General features: G+C 71.9%; 15 protein-coding genes and 1 tRNA gene. 7 read left to right on the top strand and 9 right to left on the bottom strand.

What is annotated here, in order from left to right:
- Positions 1–341: 341 nt before the first annotated feature.
- Positions 342–1,094: an MBL fold metallo-hydrolase gene (locus tag ABZ641_RS12205; RefSeq protein ID WP_344626803.1), complete on the top strand. Its 753-nt coding sequence runs from the start codon at positions 342–344 to the stop codon at positions 1,092–1,094.
- 95 nt (positions 1,095–1,189) lie between these two features.
- Here the strand turns inward: ABZ641_RS12205 and ABZ641_RS12200 are convergent, their stop codons facing one another.
- Positions 1,190–2,095 carry a branched-chain amino acid transaminase gene (locus ABZ641_RS12200; protein ID WP_344626802.1) on the bottom strand — a complete coding sequence of 302 codons (906 nt, stop codon included), beginning with the start codon at positions 2,093–2,095 and terminating at the stop codon, positions 1,190–1,192.
- Positions 2,096–2,234: 139 nt separating this feature from the next.
- Here ABZ641_RS12200 and ABZ641_RS12195 point away from each other — a divergent pair, with 139 nt between their 5' ends.
- Complete coding sequence (locus ABZ641_RS12195) at positions 2,235–3,191, top strand: helix-turn-helix transcriptional regulator (protein ID WP_344626801.1); 957 nt, start codon at positions 2,235–2,237, stop codon at positions 3,189–3,191.
- Between the two features lie 158 nt (positions 3,192–3,349).
- On the opposite strand, the gene ABZ641_RS12190 is transcribed toward ABZ641_RS12195, so the two are convergent.
- From ABZ641_RS12190 to ABZ641_RS12170, 5 genes are all read right to left on the bottom strand, one after another.
- Complete coding sequence (locus ABZ641_RS12190; protein ID WP_344626800.1) at positions 3,350–3,817, bottom strand: hypothetical protein; 468 nt, start codon at positions 3,815–3,817, stop codon at positions 3,350–3,352.
- On the bottom strand, positions 3,814–4,338 hold the full coding sequence (locus ABZ641_RS12185) for an RNA polymerase sigma factor (RefSeq protein WP_344626799.1): 525 nt from the start codon (positions 4,336–4,338) through the stop codon (positions 3,814–3,816). Before ABZ641_RS12185 ends, ABZ641_RS12190 begins: the two co-directional genes overlap by 4 nt.
- Positions 4,331–4,825 carry a DUF3995 domain-containing protein gene (locus ABZ641_RS12180; RefSeq protein ID WP_344626798.1) on the bottom strand — a complete coding sequence of 165 codons (495 nt, stop codon included), beginning with the start codon at positions 4,823–4,825 and terminating at the stop codon, positions 4,331–4,333. The genes ABZ641_RS12185 and ABZ641_RS12180 overlap by 8 nt, the downstream gene beginning before the upstream one ends.
- Positions 4,826–5,033: 208 nt before the next feature.
- Positions 5,034–6,308 (bottom strand): PTS transporter subunit EIIC, encoded by a 1,275-nt coding sequence (locus ABZ641_RS12175; protein WP_344626797.1) that lies wholly within the window; start codon positions 6,306–6,308, stop codon positions 5,034–5,036.
- A gap of 234 nt (positions 6,309–6,542) precedes the next feature.
- Positions 6,543–7,835: a PTS transporter subunit EIIC gene (locus ABZ641_RS12170; RefSeq protein WP_344626796.1), complete on the bottom strand. Its 1,293-nt coding sequence runs from the start codon at positions 7,833–7,835 to the stop codon at positions 6,543–6,545.
- 357 nt (positions 7,836–8,192) lie between these two features.
- On the opposite strand from ABZ641_RS12170, the gene ABZ641_RS12165 reads away from it, so the two are divergent.
- The 4 genes from ABZ641_RS12165 (at position 8,193) to rdgB (ending at position 10,432) form a co-directional block, all read left to right on the top strand.
- The gene (locus ABZ641_RS12165) at positions 8,193–8,429 is read left to right on the top strand and encodes a PTS glucose/sucrose transporter subunit IIB (protein WP_030275743.1); all 237 of its coding nucleotides are present in this window, start codon (positions 8,193–8,195) and stop codon (positions 8,427–8,429) included.
- Between the two features lie 84 nt (positions 8,430–8,513).
- On the top strand, positions 8,514–9,248 hold the full coding sequence (gene rph, locus ABZ641_RS12160) for a ribonuclease PH (protein ID WP_344626795.1): 735 nt from the start codon (positions 8,514–8,516) through the stop codon (positions 9,246–9,248).
- Between the two features lie 148 nt (positions 9,249–9,396).
- A complete protein-coding gene (locus ABZ641_RS12155; protein ID WP_344626794.1) occupies positions 9,397–9,786 on the top strand; it encodes a hypothetical protein in 390 nt (129 codons plus the stop codon).
- 37 nt (positions 9,787–9,823) lie between these two features.
- Positions 9,824–10,432 carry an RdgB/HAM1 family non-canonical purine NTP pyrophosphatase gene (gene rdgB, locus ABZ641_RS12150; protein ID WP_359981150.1) on the top strand — a complete coding sequence of 203 codons (609 nt, stop codon included), beginning with the start codon at positions 9,824–9,826 and terminating at the stop codon, positions 10,430–10,432.
- A 60-nt stretch (positions 10,433–10,492) separates the two neighbouring features.
- On the opposite strand, the gene ABZ641_RS12145 is transcribed toward rdgB, so the two are convergent.
- Together ABZ641_RS12145 and ABZ641_RS12140 are read right to left on the bottom strand one after the other, a co-directional pair.
- A tRNA-Leu gene (locus tag ABZ641_RS12145) sits at positions 10,493–10,575 on the bottom strand.
- A gap of 70 nt (positions 10,576–10,645) precedes the next feature.
- Positions 10,646–11,299, bottom strand: a complete 654-nt coding sequence (locus ABZ641_RS12140; RefSeq protein ID WP_359981147.1) for an HNH endonuclease signature motif containing protein — start codon at positions 11,297–11,299, stop codon at positions 10,646–10,648.
- 365 nt (positions 11,300–11,664) lie between these two features.
- On the opposite strand from ABZ641_RS12140, the gene ABZ641_RS12135 reads away from it, so the two are divergent.
- Positions 11,665–14,019 (top strand): chitinase C-terminal domain-containing protein, encoded by a 2,355-nt coding sequence (locus ABZ641_RS12135; protein WP_359981159.1) that lies wholly within the window; start codon positions 11,665–11,667, stop codon positions 14,017–14,019.
- Positions 14,020–14,118: 99 nt separating this feature from the next.
- Here the strand turns inward: ABZ641_RS12135 and ABZ641_RS12130 are convergent, their stop codons facing one another.
- Positions 14,119–14,790: a hypothetical protein gene (locus ABZ641_RS12130; protein ID WP_359981144.1), complete on the bottom strand. Its 672-nt coding sequence runs from the start codon at positions 14,788–14,790 to the stop codon at positions 14,119–14,121.
- Positions 14,791–14,975: the final 185 nt, after the last annotated feature.

Here is a 14,975-nt window from a genome sequence, read left to right as displayed (position 1 = left end):
GCGCTCCACCCCGTTCTCTTTTCTGGTGTGCGCGTGGGGGGGGGGGGCGGTGGTGCCGCGGGTCGTGGGGGGTGCCCCCCCCCGGGCGCCGCCCACCCGCACCGCCCCCCGCCCCCCCGGCGTACCCGCCGCCGCCCGCGCCGTACGCCGCTCGCACCCGCCCCGTCCGGCCCGCCACCGGGCCCGGCCCGTTCTGGTGATTCCAGCCACAGCGCGGCACGGAGACGGGGGCAAAGTGCCGCCCGCCCCTTACCCTCGACAACGCGAAGGGGCACTGCTACCGAGAGGTAGCGCCCCGCCGGCGTGTGGACCATGACCCCATCGGGGCGGAGGGGCTCGGCATGAAACTGACCGTGGTGGGGTGCTCGGGAAGCTTCCCGTCCGCCGAGTCGCCCTGCTCCAGCTACCTCGTCGAGGCCGACGGCTACCGCCTGGTCATCGACCTCGGCAACGGCGCCCTCGGCGCGCTCCAGAAGTACACCGGCCTCTACGACGTCGACGCCGTCCTGCTCAGCCACCTGCACGCCGACCACTGCATCGACCTCTGCGCCTACTGGGTCGCCCGCAACTACCGGCTCGAGGGCTGCCCCGCACTCCTCCCCGTCCACGGACCGCACGGCACCGCCGAGCGCCTCGCCCGCGCCTACGACATGCCGGAGGAACCCGGCATGAAGGAGGTCTTCGACTTCCGCCCGCTCGGCAACCGCAGCTTCGACCTCGGCCCGCTGCGCATCACCAGCGCCCGGGTCAACCACCTCGACACCGAGGCCTACGGCTTCCGCGTCGAGCACGGCGGCGCCTCCCTCGCCTACTCCGGCGACACCGGCGAGTGCGCCGAGCTCGTCGACCTCGCCCGCGGCGTCGACCTCTTCCTCTGCGAGGCCGCCTACACCGACGGCAAGGAGACCTACGAGGCGATCCACCTCAACGGACGCGAGGCCGGCGAACACGCCGCGGCCGCCGACGTCGGCCGCCTCGTGCTCACCCACGTCCCGCCGTGGACGGACGCCGAGCAGAACCGCCGCGACGCCGCCGCAGCCTTCGACGGCCCCGTCGAGGTCGCCCGCCCCGGCGCCGTCTACGACCTGCACTGAAGGCGGACCGGGGGAGCAGGCCATGGGGGCGCGGGGAACCGCGCAGCTCTCCCCTCGGCCTTCGGCCGGGAGGTGCCCCCACGCGCCCCGGGGGTCTAGACCCGGGTCAGCCAGTGCGCGTATCGCGGCTCCTCGCCCGACACCGCCGCCCGGTACAGCTCCGCAAGGCGCTTCGTCACCCCGCCCGGCGCCGCCGGCAGCCCGCGGTCGTCCAGCGAGGCCACCGGCACGATCCCCGCCGCCGTCCCGCAGACGAACACCTCGTCCGCGGCGTACAGGTCCGAGCGCAGCAGCCGCTCCACCCGCACCTCGATCCCCAGGTCCCGGGCCAGCACCAGCACCGTGTCCTGCGTGATCCCCTCCAGCGCACCCGCCGCCACCGGCGGCGTCCGCAGCACCCCGTCCCGCACCACGAACACGTTCTCCGCACTGCACTCGCTGACCGAACCGTCCGCCGCCAGCAGCAGCGCCTCGTCGTAGCCGGCGTCCGTCGCCTCCCGCCGCGCCAGCACCGAATTCAGGTACGGCCCGGTCGCCTTCGCCGCCGGCGGCACGCTGTTCGGATCCGTCCGCCGCCAACTGCTCGTCTTCAACCGCAGCCCGCCCGACGGCCGTTGCTCCGGCCACTCCCAGGACGCGATCACCGTCCTGGTCCGCACCCCCCGCATGTCCAGCCCCATCGAGCCGTCCCCCAGGAACGCGAAGTGCCGGACGTAGCAGGCGCCCTGACCGTTCGCCCGCAGCAGCTCCACCGTGCCCGCCGCCAACTCCTCCACCCCGTACGGCAACGGCATCCGCAGCATGTGCGCACTGCGCAGCAGCCGCCGCAGGTGCTCCTCCAGACGGAACACCGCCGGCCCGCCGGCCGTCCCGAACACCCGGGTGCCCTCCAGCACCCCCGTCCCGTAGTGCAGGCCGTGCGTCAGCACGTGCACCTGCGCCTCCTGCCACGGCACCAGCGCGCCGTCGAACCAGATCCTCGAAGCCCCGTCCGTCGTCATGCCGCCATCCTGACCCCGGTACCGCCCCGCACGACCCGCCCCGCAGGCGGCAGAACCGGCCATGGCCGGGACCGGAGCCGCCGTCCCGGATGGTGGAATTCACCGTTCGCCCACCGACCGGATGGCTATCGTCCCCGCCGTGGAGCACAGCACCGCCCTCTACCGCCGCCTGCGCACCGACCCGAGCCGCCCGCTGCCCGAACTGCGCAGCGAACTCGGCTGGAACGAAACCGAGTTCGACACCGCACTCGGCGAACTCCGGCAGCTCGGACTGCTCCGGCCCACCACCGCCACCGGCAGCGGCCTCACCGCCGTCTCCGTCGCCACCGCCGTCCGCCACCTCCTCGCCGACGCCGACGGACACCTCGCCGACCTCTTCACCGCCGTCCGGCGCACCCGCGACACCGTCGAACAGCTCCACACCCGCTACCTGCCCGCCCAGAGCGACACCGACGACAGCGGCACCCGCCACCTCGTCCACGGCGCCGACCGCATCGCCGCCCTCCTGGAGGACGCCGCGCACAGCGCCCGCACCGAAGTCCTCTCGCTCCGCCCCGGGCAGGACCACTCCCGCCCCGCCCTCGACGGCAAACTCGCCCGCGAACGCATCGCCCTCGCCCACGGCGTCCGGCTGCGCACCGTCTACCCGGCGGCGGCCCTGCACCACCCGGACGTGCTCGACCACGTGCAGCGGCTGACCGCCGCGGGCGCCGGCATCCGGGTCGCGCACACGCTGCCGCTGTGGCTGATCGCCGTGGACAGCACCATGGCGGTGCTGCCCGCGCCCGGCGGCGCCCCGGACACCGCGCTGGTCGTCCGGGACGAGGCGGTGCTCGCGGTGGTCCGCGAGCTCTTCGAGTACTTCTGGACGGCCGCCTGGGTGCCGCCGGACCTGCTCGGCCGCCCGGTGCCCGACGACCGCCACCGCGAGGTGCTCCGGCTGCTCGCCGCCGGTCTCACCGACCAGGCGATCGCCCGCAAGCTGGAGATCTCCGAGCGCACGGTGCGCCGCCTGGTCTCCGACCTCACCACCGACCTCGGGGCCCAGAGCCGCTTCCAGGCCGGTGTCCACGCCGCCCGCCTCGGCTGGATCTGAAGCGTGCCAGGAGCGCGCGGGGACGAGGCAACCGTGCGGACCAGGATGGACCGGATCCGTCAGGACCACCACTCCCGGACTGCGCGGTTCTCCCCCGGCCTTCGGCCGGGAGGTGCCCCCACGCGCCCCTGAGAGCGACCACCGGAACACGTGCCCTGTCAGGCCCTCCCGTCCACCCGCTGCCGCAGGCGGGCCAGGGCCAGCCGCGGCTCGCGGCGGGTGCCCAGCGGGACGAGCGCAGCCCGGCCGGGCACCCGGACGCCGCCGGTCAGTGCGACCCGGGTGGTGCCGCTGCCGTCGGTGACGGCCGCCATCCCGATGACCACGAACCGGCTCTGCAGCCAGCACCAGCCCGGCCGGAGCACCCCGTCGAACCGGGCCCGCATCCCGTACCGGCTGCGCGCCAGGGCCTCCACCCGGTCGCCGTCCCGGCGGGTCACGCGCAGGCTGCGCATGTCGGGCTGGAAGCGCCCGAACTCACCCTCCAGATCGGCCATGACCGCCCACACCCGGTCGAACGGCGCGTCGACCACGCCCTCGGTGACGCGGGCGCCGCGGATCCCCGCGGCCATCACGTGCAGCCGGCGCACCGGGTCGAGCGGGGCCGTCGGGTCGTCCGTCCTCATGCCGTCCACATCCTTCGGAATACGGTCCGGGCGCGGTGCAGCCGGGACTTCACGGTGCCCTCGGGGATGCCGAGCAGCCCGGCGGCGGACCGCTCGTCCAAGCCCTCGACGTCGCGCAGCAGCAGGACGGCCCGGTGCTCGGGGGTGAGCCGGCCCAGCACGTCCCGGATGTCCGCGGCGAGCTGGGCGTCCCCGGGCGAGGGCAGTGCGGCGAGTTCGGCGGGCAGGTCCCGGCCGTCCCGGCGGACCACCCGTACCGCCTCGCGGACGGCCAGCACCCGGACCCAGCCGTACAGCGCGTTCGCGTCCCTCAGCGAGCGCAGGCCCCGGAAGACCGCGGTGAGCGTCTCCTGCACCGCGTCCTGGCGGCCGGCCGCGGCGGCGGGCCCGCAGATCCGTCCGCAGATCCGCCCGACGTAGGGCGTGAGGTGGTCGAGCAGGTCGCTCATCGCGAGGGTGTCCCCGCGCCGGGCGGCGCGGGCCAGCGCCACGCCGCGGGAGTGCTCGTCGGGATCAGCCACGGCGGAAGTCTCGCACCGCTCGGCGCGGGCGGAGCCCGGCGGCCCGGGCCGCCGCCGCGCCGAAGCCGAGGCAGAGCGGGGTGTAGAGCACCTGGTCGAGCAGGCGGAAGGCGCTGCCGGGGTCGGTGCCGGGGCCGCAGGCCCACACGATGCCGGCCGCCCCGCGGAGCAGCAGTCCGGTTGCCACGGCGGCGGTGGCGAGTCGGCAGAGCCGGGCGGTGCGGGGCCCGCCGAGGCCGTGCGCCCGGGCGAGCACCGCGGCCGCCGCGGCGAGCAGCAGCGCGGCGAGCGGCAGCACCACGGGCGGCGTGAACGGGACGTCGGCGTTGAGGACGGCCTGCGAGAGGGCCCGGCTGTCGGCGGCGGGCCAGGTGAGGCCGGTGGCCCAGTACAGGTGGAGTGCGGCGTCGGCGGCCAGCAGTGCGGCCACCGCCGTTCCGGTGCGCTGCACGATGCGCTGCTCGGTGCGGTCCACGGTGCGGTCCACGGGTCCCCCTCGCTTCGGTCGGCCGGGTCGGCCGGTCGGCGCCGTCCGGTCGACGGTCCGTCACCGCAGAGGGAGGAGCGGCCGGGGGCGGACGTTCCGTGTGTCCTGCCTCACACCGGCCGGGGCGTGGCGTGCGCCGGCCCGGACGTGGCGACGGACCCCGCCCTGAGCAGCCGGGCGGGGTCCGTGCGGGGGTGGGGGAGGGGCGTCAGGCCTTGGTGACGTCCTCGACCTCGGTGTCGTCCTCGCGACCGGGGGTCTTGAGGTTGAACTTGGTGATCGCGAAGCGGAAGAGCACGTAGTACAGGCCGGCGAAGACCAGGCCGATCGGGATGATCAGCAGCGGGTGGGTGGCCTTGCTGAAGCCGAGGCCGTAGTCGATCAGGCCGGCCGAGAAGGTGAAGCCGGCGTGCACCCCGAGCGCCCAGGTGACGGCCATGGAGACGGCGGTCAGCACGGCGTGGATGGCGAACAGGACCGGGGCGATGAAGAGGAAGGCGAACTCGATCGGCTCGGTGACACCGGTGACGAAGGAGGTCAGCGCCAGCGACATCATCATGCCCATCACCGCGGCGCGGCGCTCCGGGCGGGCGGCGTGCGCGATGGCCAGGGCGGCGGCGGGCAGCGCGAACATCATGATCGGGAAGAAGCCCGACATGAACTGGCCGGCGGTCGGGTCGCCGGCGAAGTAGCGGGTCAGGTCGCCGTGCACCACGGTGCCGTCGGCCTTGGTGTAGTCACCGGTCTGGAACCAGGCGTAGGAGTTCACGAACTGGTGCATGCCGACCGGCAGCAGACCGCGGTTGATCAGGCCGAAGGCGCCCGCACCGAAGGCGCCCGCACCGATCAGGGAGTCGTTGAGGCTGCCGATCGCGTCGCCGACCGGGCCCCAGACCAGCGCGAAGACCACGCCGACGGCGGTGCCGACGAAGGCCATGATGATCGGCACCAGGCGGCGGCCGTTGAAGAAGCCCAGCCAGTCCACCAGCTTGGTGCGGTGGAACTTCTGCCAGAGCACGGCGCTGAGCAGGCCGATCACGATGCCGCCGAGCACGCCCGGGTTCTGGTAGGTGGGTGCGACCCACTTGCCGTCGGCGATGTGGCCGTCGGTGATCGGGAACGCGGTGAGCACGTTCTTGTACACCAGGAAGCCGACCAGGGCGGCGAGGGCGGTCGAGCCGTCGGCCTTCTTGGCGAAGCCGATGGCGATGCCCACCGCGAAGAGCAGCGGGAGGTTGCTGAACACGGCGTCGCCCGCCGTGCTGAACACCGCGGCGACCTTGTCCCAGCCGAGACCGTCCTTGCCGAACACGTCGTCCTGGCCGAGACGGAGCAGCAGGCCCGCGGCCGGCAGCACGGCGATCGGCAGCTGGAGGCTGCGGCCGATCTTCTGCAGGCCCTGGATCGTGCTCTGGCCGATCTTCTTGATCGGGGAGGGTGCCGGTGCCGTGGCGGGCGCCGGTGCCTGCGCAGTCGTACTCATGGGGTGGTTCCTAACGGCAGGGCGGGTCGGTGGGGGTGCATCGGGGGCCGACTCGCGAACTGGTCTACACCACGAGTGGTGTAGACCAGTTTTTAACACGCGCCCGACGGAGGGGGGAACCCCGGAAAGCGCCGCAGGTGGGAAGCGCTATGAAATCGAAACCTTGTTGCGGATCGACGATCTTGACTGTGCTCGGTCATCCGCCATTTTGGCGAGTTGCGCAACAAATGGTCCTCAGGCCTTGGTCACGTCCTCGACCTGGTCGTCGTCCTCCCGCCCCGGCGTCTTCAGGTTGAACCGGACGATGACGAACCGGAACAGCGCGTAATAGACGACCGCGAAGGCCAGGCCGATCGGCATGATCAGCCACGGTTTCGTCGCCAGCCCCCAGTTGATCACGTAGTCGATCAGGCCGGCCGAGAAACTGAAGCCGTCGTGCACCCCCAGCGCCCAGGTCACCGCCATCGAGGCGCCCGTCAACAGCGCGTGCAGCACGAACAGGCCCGGCGCGATGTAGGCGAAGGAGTACTCGATCGGCTCCGTCACGCCCGTCACGAAGCTGGTCAGCGCGACCGAGGTCATCAGACCGTAGATCTCCTTGCGCCGGTGCGGCTTCGCCGAGTGCGCGATCGCCATCGCCGCCGCCGGCAGCGCGAACATCATGATCGGGAAGAAGCCCGAGGTGAACTGCCCCGCCGTCGGGTCGCCCGCCAGGAACCGCGGGATGTCGCCGTGCACCACCTCGTCCGTGCCGGGCTTGTGGAACTCGCCGAACTGGAACCAGACGAAGGTGTTGATCAACTGGTGCATGCCGATCAGCAGCAGCGCCCGGTTCGCCACGCCGAAGATCCCCGCACCGCCCGCGCCCAGGTCGGCCAGCCACTGCGAGAAGTCGGTCATCGCCCGCCCGATCGGCGGCCACACCCACAGCCCCAGGCAGGCCAGCGCCAGCCCCGCCACCGCCGTGATCATCGGCACCAGCCGGCGGCCGTTGAAGAAGCCCAGCCAGTCCACCAGCTTCGTCCGGTGGTACCGCATCCACAGCCACGCCGACATCAGGCCGATCAGGATGCCCCCCAGCACCCCCGGATTCTGGAACACCGCCGCACTCGACGTGTGCGCCGAGTAGTCGATGCACTGGTTGCCCACGATCGTGCCCGTGCACTGGTCCCGGTCCGGGAAGGCCAGCAGCACGTTGTGGTAGACGAGGAAGCCCGTCACCGCCGCCAGGGCCGTCGACCCGTCCGCCTTCTTCGCCATGCCGATCGCCACACCGATGCAGAACAGCAGCGGCAGGCCCAGATTGGAGTCCAGCAGCGCGCCGCCCGCCGCCGCGAACACCTTCGCCACGTTGTCCCAGCCGAGGCCGTCCTTGCCGAACACGTCGTCCTGGCCCAACCGGTTCAGGATGCCGGCGGCCGGCAGCACCGCCACCGGGAGCTGCAGGCTGCGCCCCATCTTCTGCAGCCCGCCGTAGAAGGACTGCCACCACGGTGTCGGTGCGGGCGCGGTGCCTGCTGTACTCATGGGAGTCCTCCGCGTGCGGTCCACGGCTCGGCCCGGGGGTCCGTTCCGCCACCCCGGCACTGCGCCTACTATTGGTGTAGACCACTTGGGGAGGTGGACGGGCGCCGGACGGCAGCCCGATGATCGCCATCCTCGGGCCCGGCCGCACACCCGTGCGCGCCAAAATGGGCCAAAAGTGGACTGACGTGGCAAACCGCCCCCAAACGGGAAATGCTTGTCGCGCCGCCGGCCGACACGGAAGCTGAACCCGCGTCACCACACCGGCACACCCACGCACCACGCACCACCGCACCACCGCACCGAGCGGCACGGCACCCGACACCACCCGCCGAACCGCCGACACCCAGGGAGACACACATGGCCAGCAAGGCAGAGAAGATCGTCGCCGGCCTCGGCGGAATCGACAACATCGAAGAGGTCGAAGGCTGCATCACCCGCCTGCGCACCGAAGTCGTCAACCCCGACCTCGTCGACGAAGCCGCCCTCAAGGCCGCCGGCGCCCACGGCGTCGTCAAGATGGGCACCGCCATCCAGGTCGTCATCGGCACCGACGCCGACCCCATCGCCGGCGAGATCGAAGACATGATGGACTGACCGGCCACCACCCCGGCCACGGCCCGCCGCCCCCACCGGGACGGCGGGCCGCACCGCACCCCGCAACGGCTACGCTCGGTGCCTATGTCACGCATCGACGGCCGCACCCCCGACCAGCTCCGCCCCGTCACCATCGAACGAGGCTGGAGCAAGCACGCAGAAGGCTCCGTCCTCGTCTCCTTCGGCGACACCAAAGTCCTCTGCACCGCCAGCGTCACCGAAGGCGTCCCCCGCTGGCGCAAGGGCAGCGGCGAAGGCTGGGTCACCGCCGAATACTCCATGCTCCCCCGCGCCACCAACACCCGCGGCGACCGCGAATCCGTCCGCGGCAAGATCGGCGGCCGCACCCACGAGATCAGCCGCCTCATCGGCCGCTCCCTGCGCGCCGTCGTCGACCACCGCGCCCTCGCCGAGAACACCATCGTCCTCGACTGCGACGTCCTCCAGGCCGACGGCGGCACCCGCACCGCCGCCATCACCGGCGCCTACGTCGCCCTCGTCGACGCCGTCGCCTGGGCCCGCGACAAGAAGCTGCTCCGCGCCAAGGGCAACCCCATCACCGGCGGCGTCAGCGCCGTCAGCGTCGGCATCATCGACGGCACCCCCATGCTCGACCTCCGCTACGAGGAGGACGTCCGCGCCGAAACCGACATGAACATCGTCTGCACCGCCGACGGACGCTTCGTCGAGGTCCAGGGCACCGCCGAAGGCGCCCCCTTCGACCGCGCCCTCCTCGACCAGCTCCTCGACCTCGGCACCCTCGGTTGCGCAGAACTGGACGAAATTCAGCACAAAGCCCTCCGCGACCTCGAAAACTGACCCCGCACCGGGCCGCGGGCGCGCATCCTGTACACGGCGCGCCCGCAGCCCGTAGCGTTCCCGACGGAACCGCGGAACCGGCAGCGCACCACCCGCCGTCCCACACCACGGACCCAGCACGCGCCCACCACACCACGGAGGACACCCGATGCCGGACAGCCTCACCCGCTCCGCCACCCTCGCCGCGGCCGGCCTCGTCCTCCTCCTCCCACTCAGCGCCGTCAGCTGCTCCGCCGCCCAGAAGGCCCTCGACTGCGGCAACACCGCCGTCCGCATCACCAACGACGTCGCCCAGGCCGGCAGCGCCTTCAACAACGCCGCCAACGACCCCGACGCCGCCGGACAGGCCCTCCAGACCCTCAAGAAGGACCTCGACCAGATCAGCCGCAACTCCAGCGACACCGACGTCTCCCAGGCCGTCACCGACCTGCAGACCCAGGTCGACAAGGCCCAGCAGGCCATCGACAACAAGCAGATCCCCGACCTCAAGCCGCTCGGCGACGCCGCGAGCAACCTCAGCAAGGCCTGCACCGGCTGACACCCCCAGCACCCGGCCCCTCGCTAGGGTGGGCCGCATGACTGCACGACGCCTCGTCCTCGCCACCCGCAACCGCCACAAGGTCGCCGAACTCCGCGACATCCTCGGCGACGCCGGACTCGACGTCGAACTCGTCGGCGCCGACGCCTACCCCGAGATCCCCGACGTCCCCGAAACCGGCGTCACCTTCGCCGAGAACGCCCTCCTCAAGGCCCACGCCCTCGCCGAGGCCACCGGCCACCCCGCCGTCGCCGACGACTCCGGCCTCTGCGTCGACGTCCTCGGCGGAGCCCCCGGCATCTTCTCCGCCCGCTGGTCCGGCAAGCACGGCGACGACCGCGCCAACCTCGACCTGCTGCTCGCCCAGCTCTCCGACATCGCCGAACCCCACCGCGGCGCCCACTTCGCCTGCGCCGCCGCCCTCGCCCTCCCCGACGGCACCGAACGCGTCGTCGAGGGCCGCCTCCTCGGCACCCTCCGCACCGTCCCCGCCGGCGACGGCGGCTTCGGCTACGACCCGATCCTGCAGCCCCTCGGCGAGAGTCGGACGTGCGCCGAACTCACCCCCGCCGAGAAGAACGCCGTCAGCCACCGCGGCCAGGCCTTCCGCGCGCTGGCACCGGTCGTCCGCGAGCTGCTCGGCTGACGTACGGAACGCCGAAGGCCCGCCGGAGGGATTCCGGCGGGCCTTCGTTTCTCAGGTACGTGCGGCCGGAGGGATTCGAACCCTCACGGAGTTTCCTCCACTGGCACCTAAAACCAGCGCGGCTGCCATTACGCCACGACCGCATGGCCACAGTCTAGGGGCTGCCTCGGCAGCGACGACAGCGCCTTAGCGCTCGTGGCGCGGGCGTTCCGCTCAGTCGGTGCGCGCGCTGCGGCGGTTCTTGTTCCGACCGCAGTAGGTGTCGGTCGTGGCATGGCAGTTCGGGCAGAGAAGGCGGACGTTGTCCGGGCGGTTGTCGGACCAGTCGCCGTTGATGTGGTCGACCTCCAGGGCCATCGGCTTGCCGTGCCACACGGGGCCGGTGCCGCAGCCCGAGCACTCATCGGGAAGTCCCGTTTCGAGCAGCGCTTGGCGGATCCGAATGCCCGGCAGTCGTTTGGCGTCCGCGGGCCGCTGAACGAGTACCTGCTCCGTCCGCAGGCGCCGCCCGGAGCGTTGGCCCCGGTTGTGCGCCTGGCCCGTGAAGTGCGAGGTGTCGATTCCGAAGGCCTTGATGCGTCGTCCGACGTGCTGCTGCGTCCCTCCCGACGAGCGCTGGCCGAGGTGGCGGACAACCCCGGCGATGCTGTGGCATGCGGCGACCGCCTCCTCCAGCAGCTCCTTCGTGTAGACGGCGCCCCTCGCCCGGAAGTGGGAGGTGTCCACGCCGTGGAAGTTGAGCCGGCTCCGCAGGTACCGCCGGTTGTACGTCTCGGGCTCCTTGCCCAGCGCGTTCAGCATCTCGTCGATCGACGAGACCCCCGCCGCGGTCGTGGCGAGGAGTTCGCGGGTGTATCTGATCTGCATGTGTGTGCCCCCTGTGGGTTCCTGTGTTCGGTACCCGTCCCCCAATGTGGGAACGATCGGGCGGGGTGGGGGTCACGGGGGAGTTCAACGGCCTATTGGTACAGACCTATTGACCGGGATGGTCCAGACCACATAGCTTCGGCGCACTCTGTGGTTCGGCGGCCGGGCGGTTGACGGTGCGTCGGCCGCGGTGTGTCCGACCCTCCCCCACTTGCGTGCCCCGACACCCCTCCCGGGCGCGCCGACACTCTCTCCTGGAGGACCGAGTGTTGAACCGAACCCTGACGGCGCAGCGTCCCCCTGCCGTCGGTACCCGCCGGGCCTCCGGCAGGCGGGTTGCGGCGGCCGCCACGGCGGCCGCCGGCCTGGCCGGCCTGTTGCTGGCGACGCTGGGTGCGTCGCCCTCGCAGGCGGCCGCCGACAACCAGTCCTGCCGTCCCGACGGCATGTACACCACCCCGGGTGTGGACGTCCCGTACTGCGACGTCTACGACACCGCGGGCCGCGAGAAGATGGGCGCCGACCACCAGCGCCGGATCATCGGCTACTTCACGGGCTGGCGGACCGGGCAGGACGGCACGCCGGCCTACCTGGTGAACAACGTCCCGTGGGACAAGGTCACCCACCTCAACTACGCCTTCGGGCACGTCGGCAGCGACAACAAGCTGTCGGTGGGCGCGGATTCGCCGACCAACGCGGCGACCGGGACGACCTTCCCGGGCGTGGCGGGTGCGGAGATGGATCCGAGCCTGCCGTACAAGGGCCACTTCAACCTGCTGACGAAGTTCAAGAAGCAGTACCCGAACGTGAAGACGCTGATCTCGGTGGGCGGTTGGGCCGAGACGGGCGGCTACTTCGGGGACGACGGCAAGCGCGTCGCCTCGGGCGGCTTCTACTCCATGACGGTGAACGCGGACGGTTCGGTCAACCAGGCCGGCATCAACACGTTCGCGGACTCGGCGGTCGACTTCGTGAAGAAGTACGGCTTCAACGGCGTCGACGTCGACTACGAGTACCCGACGTCGATGAAGGACGCGGGCAACCCGCTGGACGCGACGATCTCGAACGCGAAGCGCGGTTCGCTGGTCAAGGGTTACGCGGCGCTGATGAAGACGCTGCGCGAGAGGCTCGACCGGGCGGGTGCGACGGACGGCAAGTACTACATGCTGTCGGTGGCGGCGCCGTCGTCCGGCTACCTGCTGCGCGGCATGGAGACGTTCCAGGTGACGCAGTACCTGGACTACGTGAACATCATGTCGTACGACCTGCACGGTGCCTGGAACAAGTACGTGGGGCCGAACGCCTCGCTGTACGACGACGGCAAGGACGCCGAGCTGGCGGCGGCGAACGTGTACGGCACCTCGCAGTACGGCGGCATCGGCTACCTGAACACCGACTGGGCGTACCACTACTTCCGCGGGGCGATGACGGCCGGCCGGATCAACATCGGCCTGCCGTACTACACCCGCGGGTTCAAGAACGTCACGGGCGGCACCAACGGCCTGTGGGGCACGGCGTCGACGTCGACCTGTCCGGCGGGCTCGGGCCTGACGGCGTGCGGTGACGGTGCGGTCGGCATCGACAACCTGTGGCACGACCTGGACGACAACGGCAAGGAGGCCCCGGCGGGCTCCAACCCGATGTGGCACGCGAAGAACCTGGAGAAGGGCATCGTCCCGGACTACCTCTCCGAGTACGGGCTGACCGACACCGCGCTGCAGGGTTCCTACACCCGCAACTACAGCTCCCAGCTGGTGGCGCCGTGGCTGTGGAACGACAGCAAGAAGGTGTTCCTGTCCACCGAGGACGAGGAGTCGGTGGCGGCGAAGGCCGACTACGTGGTGAACCAGGGCGCCGGCGGCGCGATGATCTGGGAGCTCGCGGGCGACTACAGGTGGGACGCCACGGCGAACGGCGGCAAGGGCGAGTACGTGCAGGGCTCGACGCTGACCTCGCTGATGTACGACAAGTTCAAGGCGGCCTCGCCGTACGGTGCGACGCGTTCGACGATCGCGCTGCCGCAGCAGACCCTGCCGATCGACGTGTCGTTCACCAACTTCGCGCTGGGTGACTCGAACTACCCGATCAACCCGAAGATCCACATCGTGAACAACTCGACGCTGACCCTGCCGGGCGGCACCGAGTTCCAGTTCGACTACGCCGACTCGGCGCCGGGCAACGCCAAGGACCAGTCGGGCTTCGGCCTGACGGTGATCCGGCAGGACCACACGGCGGCGAACAACGTGGGCGGTCTGAAGGGCGTGTACAACCGCGTGTCGGTGAAGCTGCCGAGCTGGCAGTCGCTGGCGCCGGGCGCGTCGATCGACATGGACTTCGTCTACTACCTGCCGGTCTCGACCCCGGCGAACTGGACGGTCAACGTCGGCGGCACGCTGTACGGCCTGACCGGTGACCTGACCCGCGGCAGCACCGGCGCGACCTCGTCGCCGAGCGCCTCGGCCTCCGGTTCGTCCTCGGCGAGCCCGTCGTCCTCGGCGAGCGCCTCGCCGAGCGGCTCCGCGAGCAGCTCGCCGAGCACCTCGGCCAGCCCGACCGGCGGCACCTGCACGGTGCCGAGCTGGAACGCGGCGACCGTCTACGCGACCACCACCACGGTGTCCTGGAAGGGCCACAAGTACAGCAACAAGTGGTGGACCCAGGGCGAGGACCCCTCGACCACCGGCCAGTGGGGGGTGTGGAGCGACCTCGGTCCGTGCTGACCGGTCCGAGGTGAACGGCGGCGGTGGCGGTCGACCCGGTCGGGGGGTCGGCCGCCACCGCTCCGTTTCCCGCCCCCGGTCGGGCGCCGTGCGGGGCGGCTACTGCTCCAGGTCGGCCCGCATGGAGGCGAACAGCTTGGCGGCCGAGGCCGGCGAGGACTGCGGGAAGAGCGCGACGGCGGCGGTCGAGGAGTCGGCCCAGCCGCACAGGGCGTCGGCGCCGTACGGCAGGCACTCCAGGCTGCCGCCGAACGGGCCGGGGGCGTAGGGGGTGCCGGTGCCCGGGGTGCCGGTGGAGCCGTTGCCGGCGGCGTAGTCGATCAGGCCGCGCCAGAGGTGCTCGCGGCGCTTGCCGGTGTCCTCGGGGACGTTGTCGACGCCGACGAAGAGGATCCGCCGGCCGGAGGTCTGGCCGGCCCGGTCGTAGTTCTCCACCACGAGGTTCATGCCGTCGCGCATCTCGCCCGGGTCGACGGGGACGTCGCTGATCGTGCCGTCGCCGCTGGACTTGGTGAGGCCGGCGGCGTGCTGGGTGGAGATCACGGTGCGCTTGCCGCCCGAGGGCTTGCCGCTGGCCTTGGCGGTGGCGGAGGTGGCGGCGGGCGCGGGGCTGCTCGGTGCGGCGGTGGTCGCGGCGGCGGTGGGGGTGGGGGCCGGTGCGGCGTCGGTGCCGGGGCCGGCCTCGGGGTCGCAGGCGGTGAGGGCGAGTGCGGCGACCAGGGTGCCGGCGGCGAGGAGGGTGCGGGCGGTGCGTGGTCCGATGCTCGGCACGGTGTCTCCCGGGTGGGTGGAGGGCTCGGGCTGCTCGGCCCGACGCCCGCCGACGCTAGTGGCGCGGGGTGCGCGCCCGCCGGGTCTTGTCCTTCCCACGACCGCTTCGGAACCGGACGGTGACAAGGTGACGGGCCGTCGACCCCCGGGAACGCCGCGGCGGGCACCGGGTCTCCCGGTGCCCG

The organism is Kitasatospora sp. NPDC007106, from assembly GCF_040634455.1.
Taxonomy (GTDB): domain Bacteria; phylum Actinomycetota; class Actinomycetes; order Streptomycetales; family Streptomycetaceae; genus Kitasatospora; species Kitasatospora arboriphila.
Note: the sequence above shows the minus strand (reverse complement) of the source record. Positions and strands in the feature narration are given on the sequence as shown.

Coding starts and splice junctions, on each gene's coding strand:
- ABZ641_RS12205 (WP_344626803.1), top strand. CDS start 342: ATGAAACTGACCGTGGTGGGGTGCTCGGGAAGCTTCCCGTCCGCCGAG.
- ABZ641_RS12190 (WP_344626800.1), bottom strand. CDS start 3,817: ATGAGGACGGACGACCCGACGGCCCCGCTCGACCCGGTGCGCCGGCTG.
- ABZ641_RS12200 (WP_344626802.1), bottom strand. CDS start 2,095: ATGACGACGGACGGGGCTTCGAGGATCTGGTTCGACGGCGCGCTGGTG.
- ABZ641_RS12140 (WP_359981147.1), bottom strand. CDS start 11,299: ATGCAGATCAGATACACCCGCGAACTCCTCGCCACGACCGCGGCGGGG.
- ABZ641_RS12170 (WP_344626796.1), bottom strand. CDS start 7,835: ATGAGTACAGCAGGCACCGCGCCCGCACCGACACCGTGGTGGCAGTCC.
- rdgB (WP_359981150.1), top strand. CDS start 9,824: ATGACTGCACGACGCCTCGTCCTCGCCACCCGCAACCGCCACAAGGTC.
- ABZ641_RS12165 (WP_030275743.1), top strand. CDS start 8,193: ATGGCCAGCAAGGCAGAGAAGATCGTCGCCGGCCTCGGCGGAATCGAC.
- rph (WP_344626795.1), top strand. CDS start 8,514: ATGTCACGCATCGACGGCCGCACCCCCGACCAGCTCCGCCCCGTCACC.
- ABZ641_RS12155 (WP_344626794.1), top strand. CDS start 9,397: ATGCCGGACAGCCTCACCCGCTCCGCCACCCTCGCCGCGGCCGGCCTC.
- ABZ641_RS12175 (WP_344626797.1), bottom strand. CDS start 6,308: ATGAGTACGACTGCGCAGGCACCGGCGCCCGCCACGGCACCGGCACCC.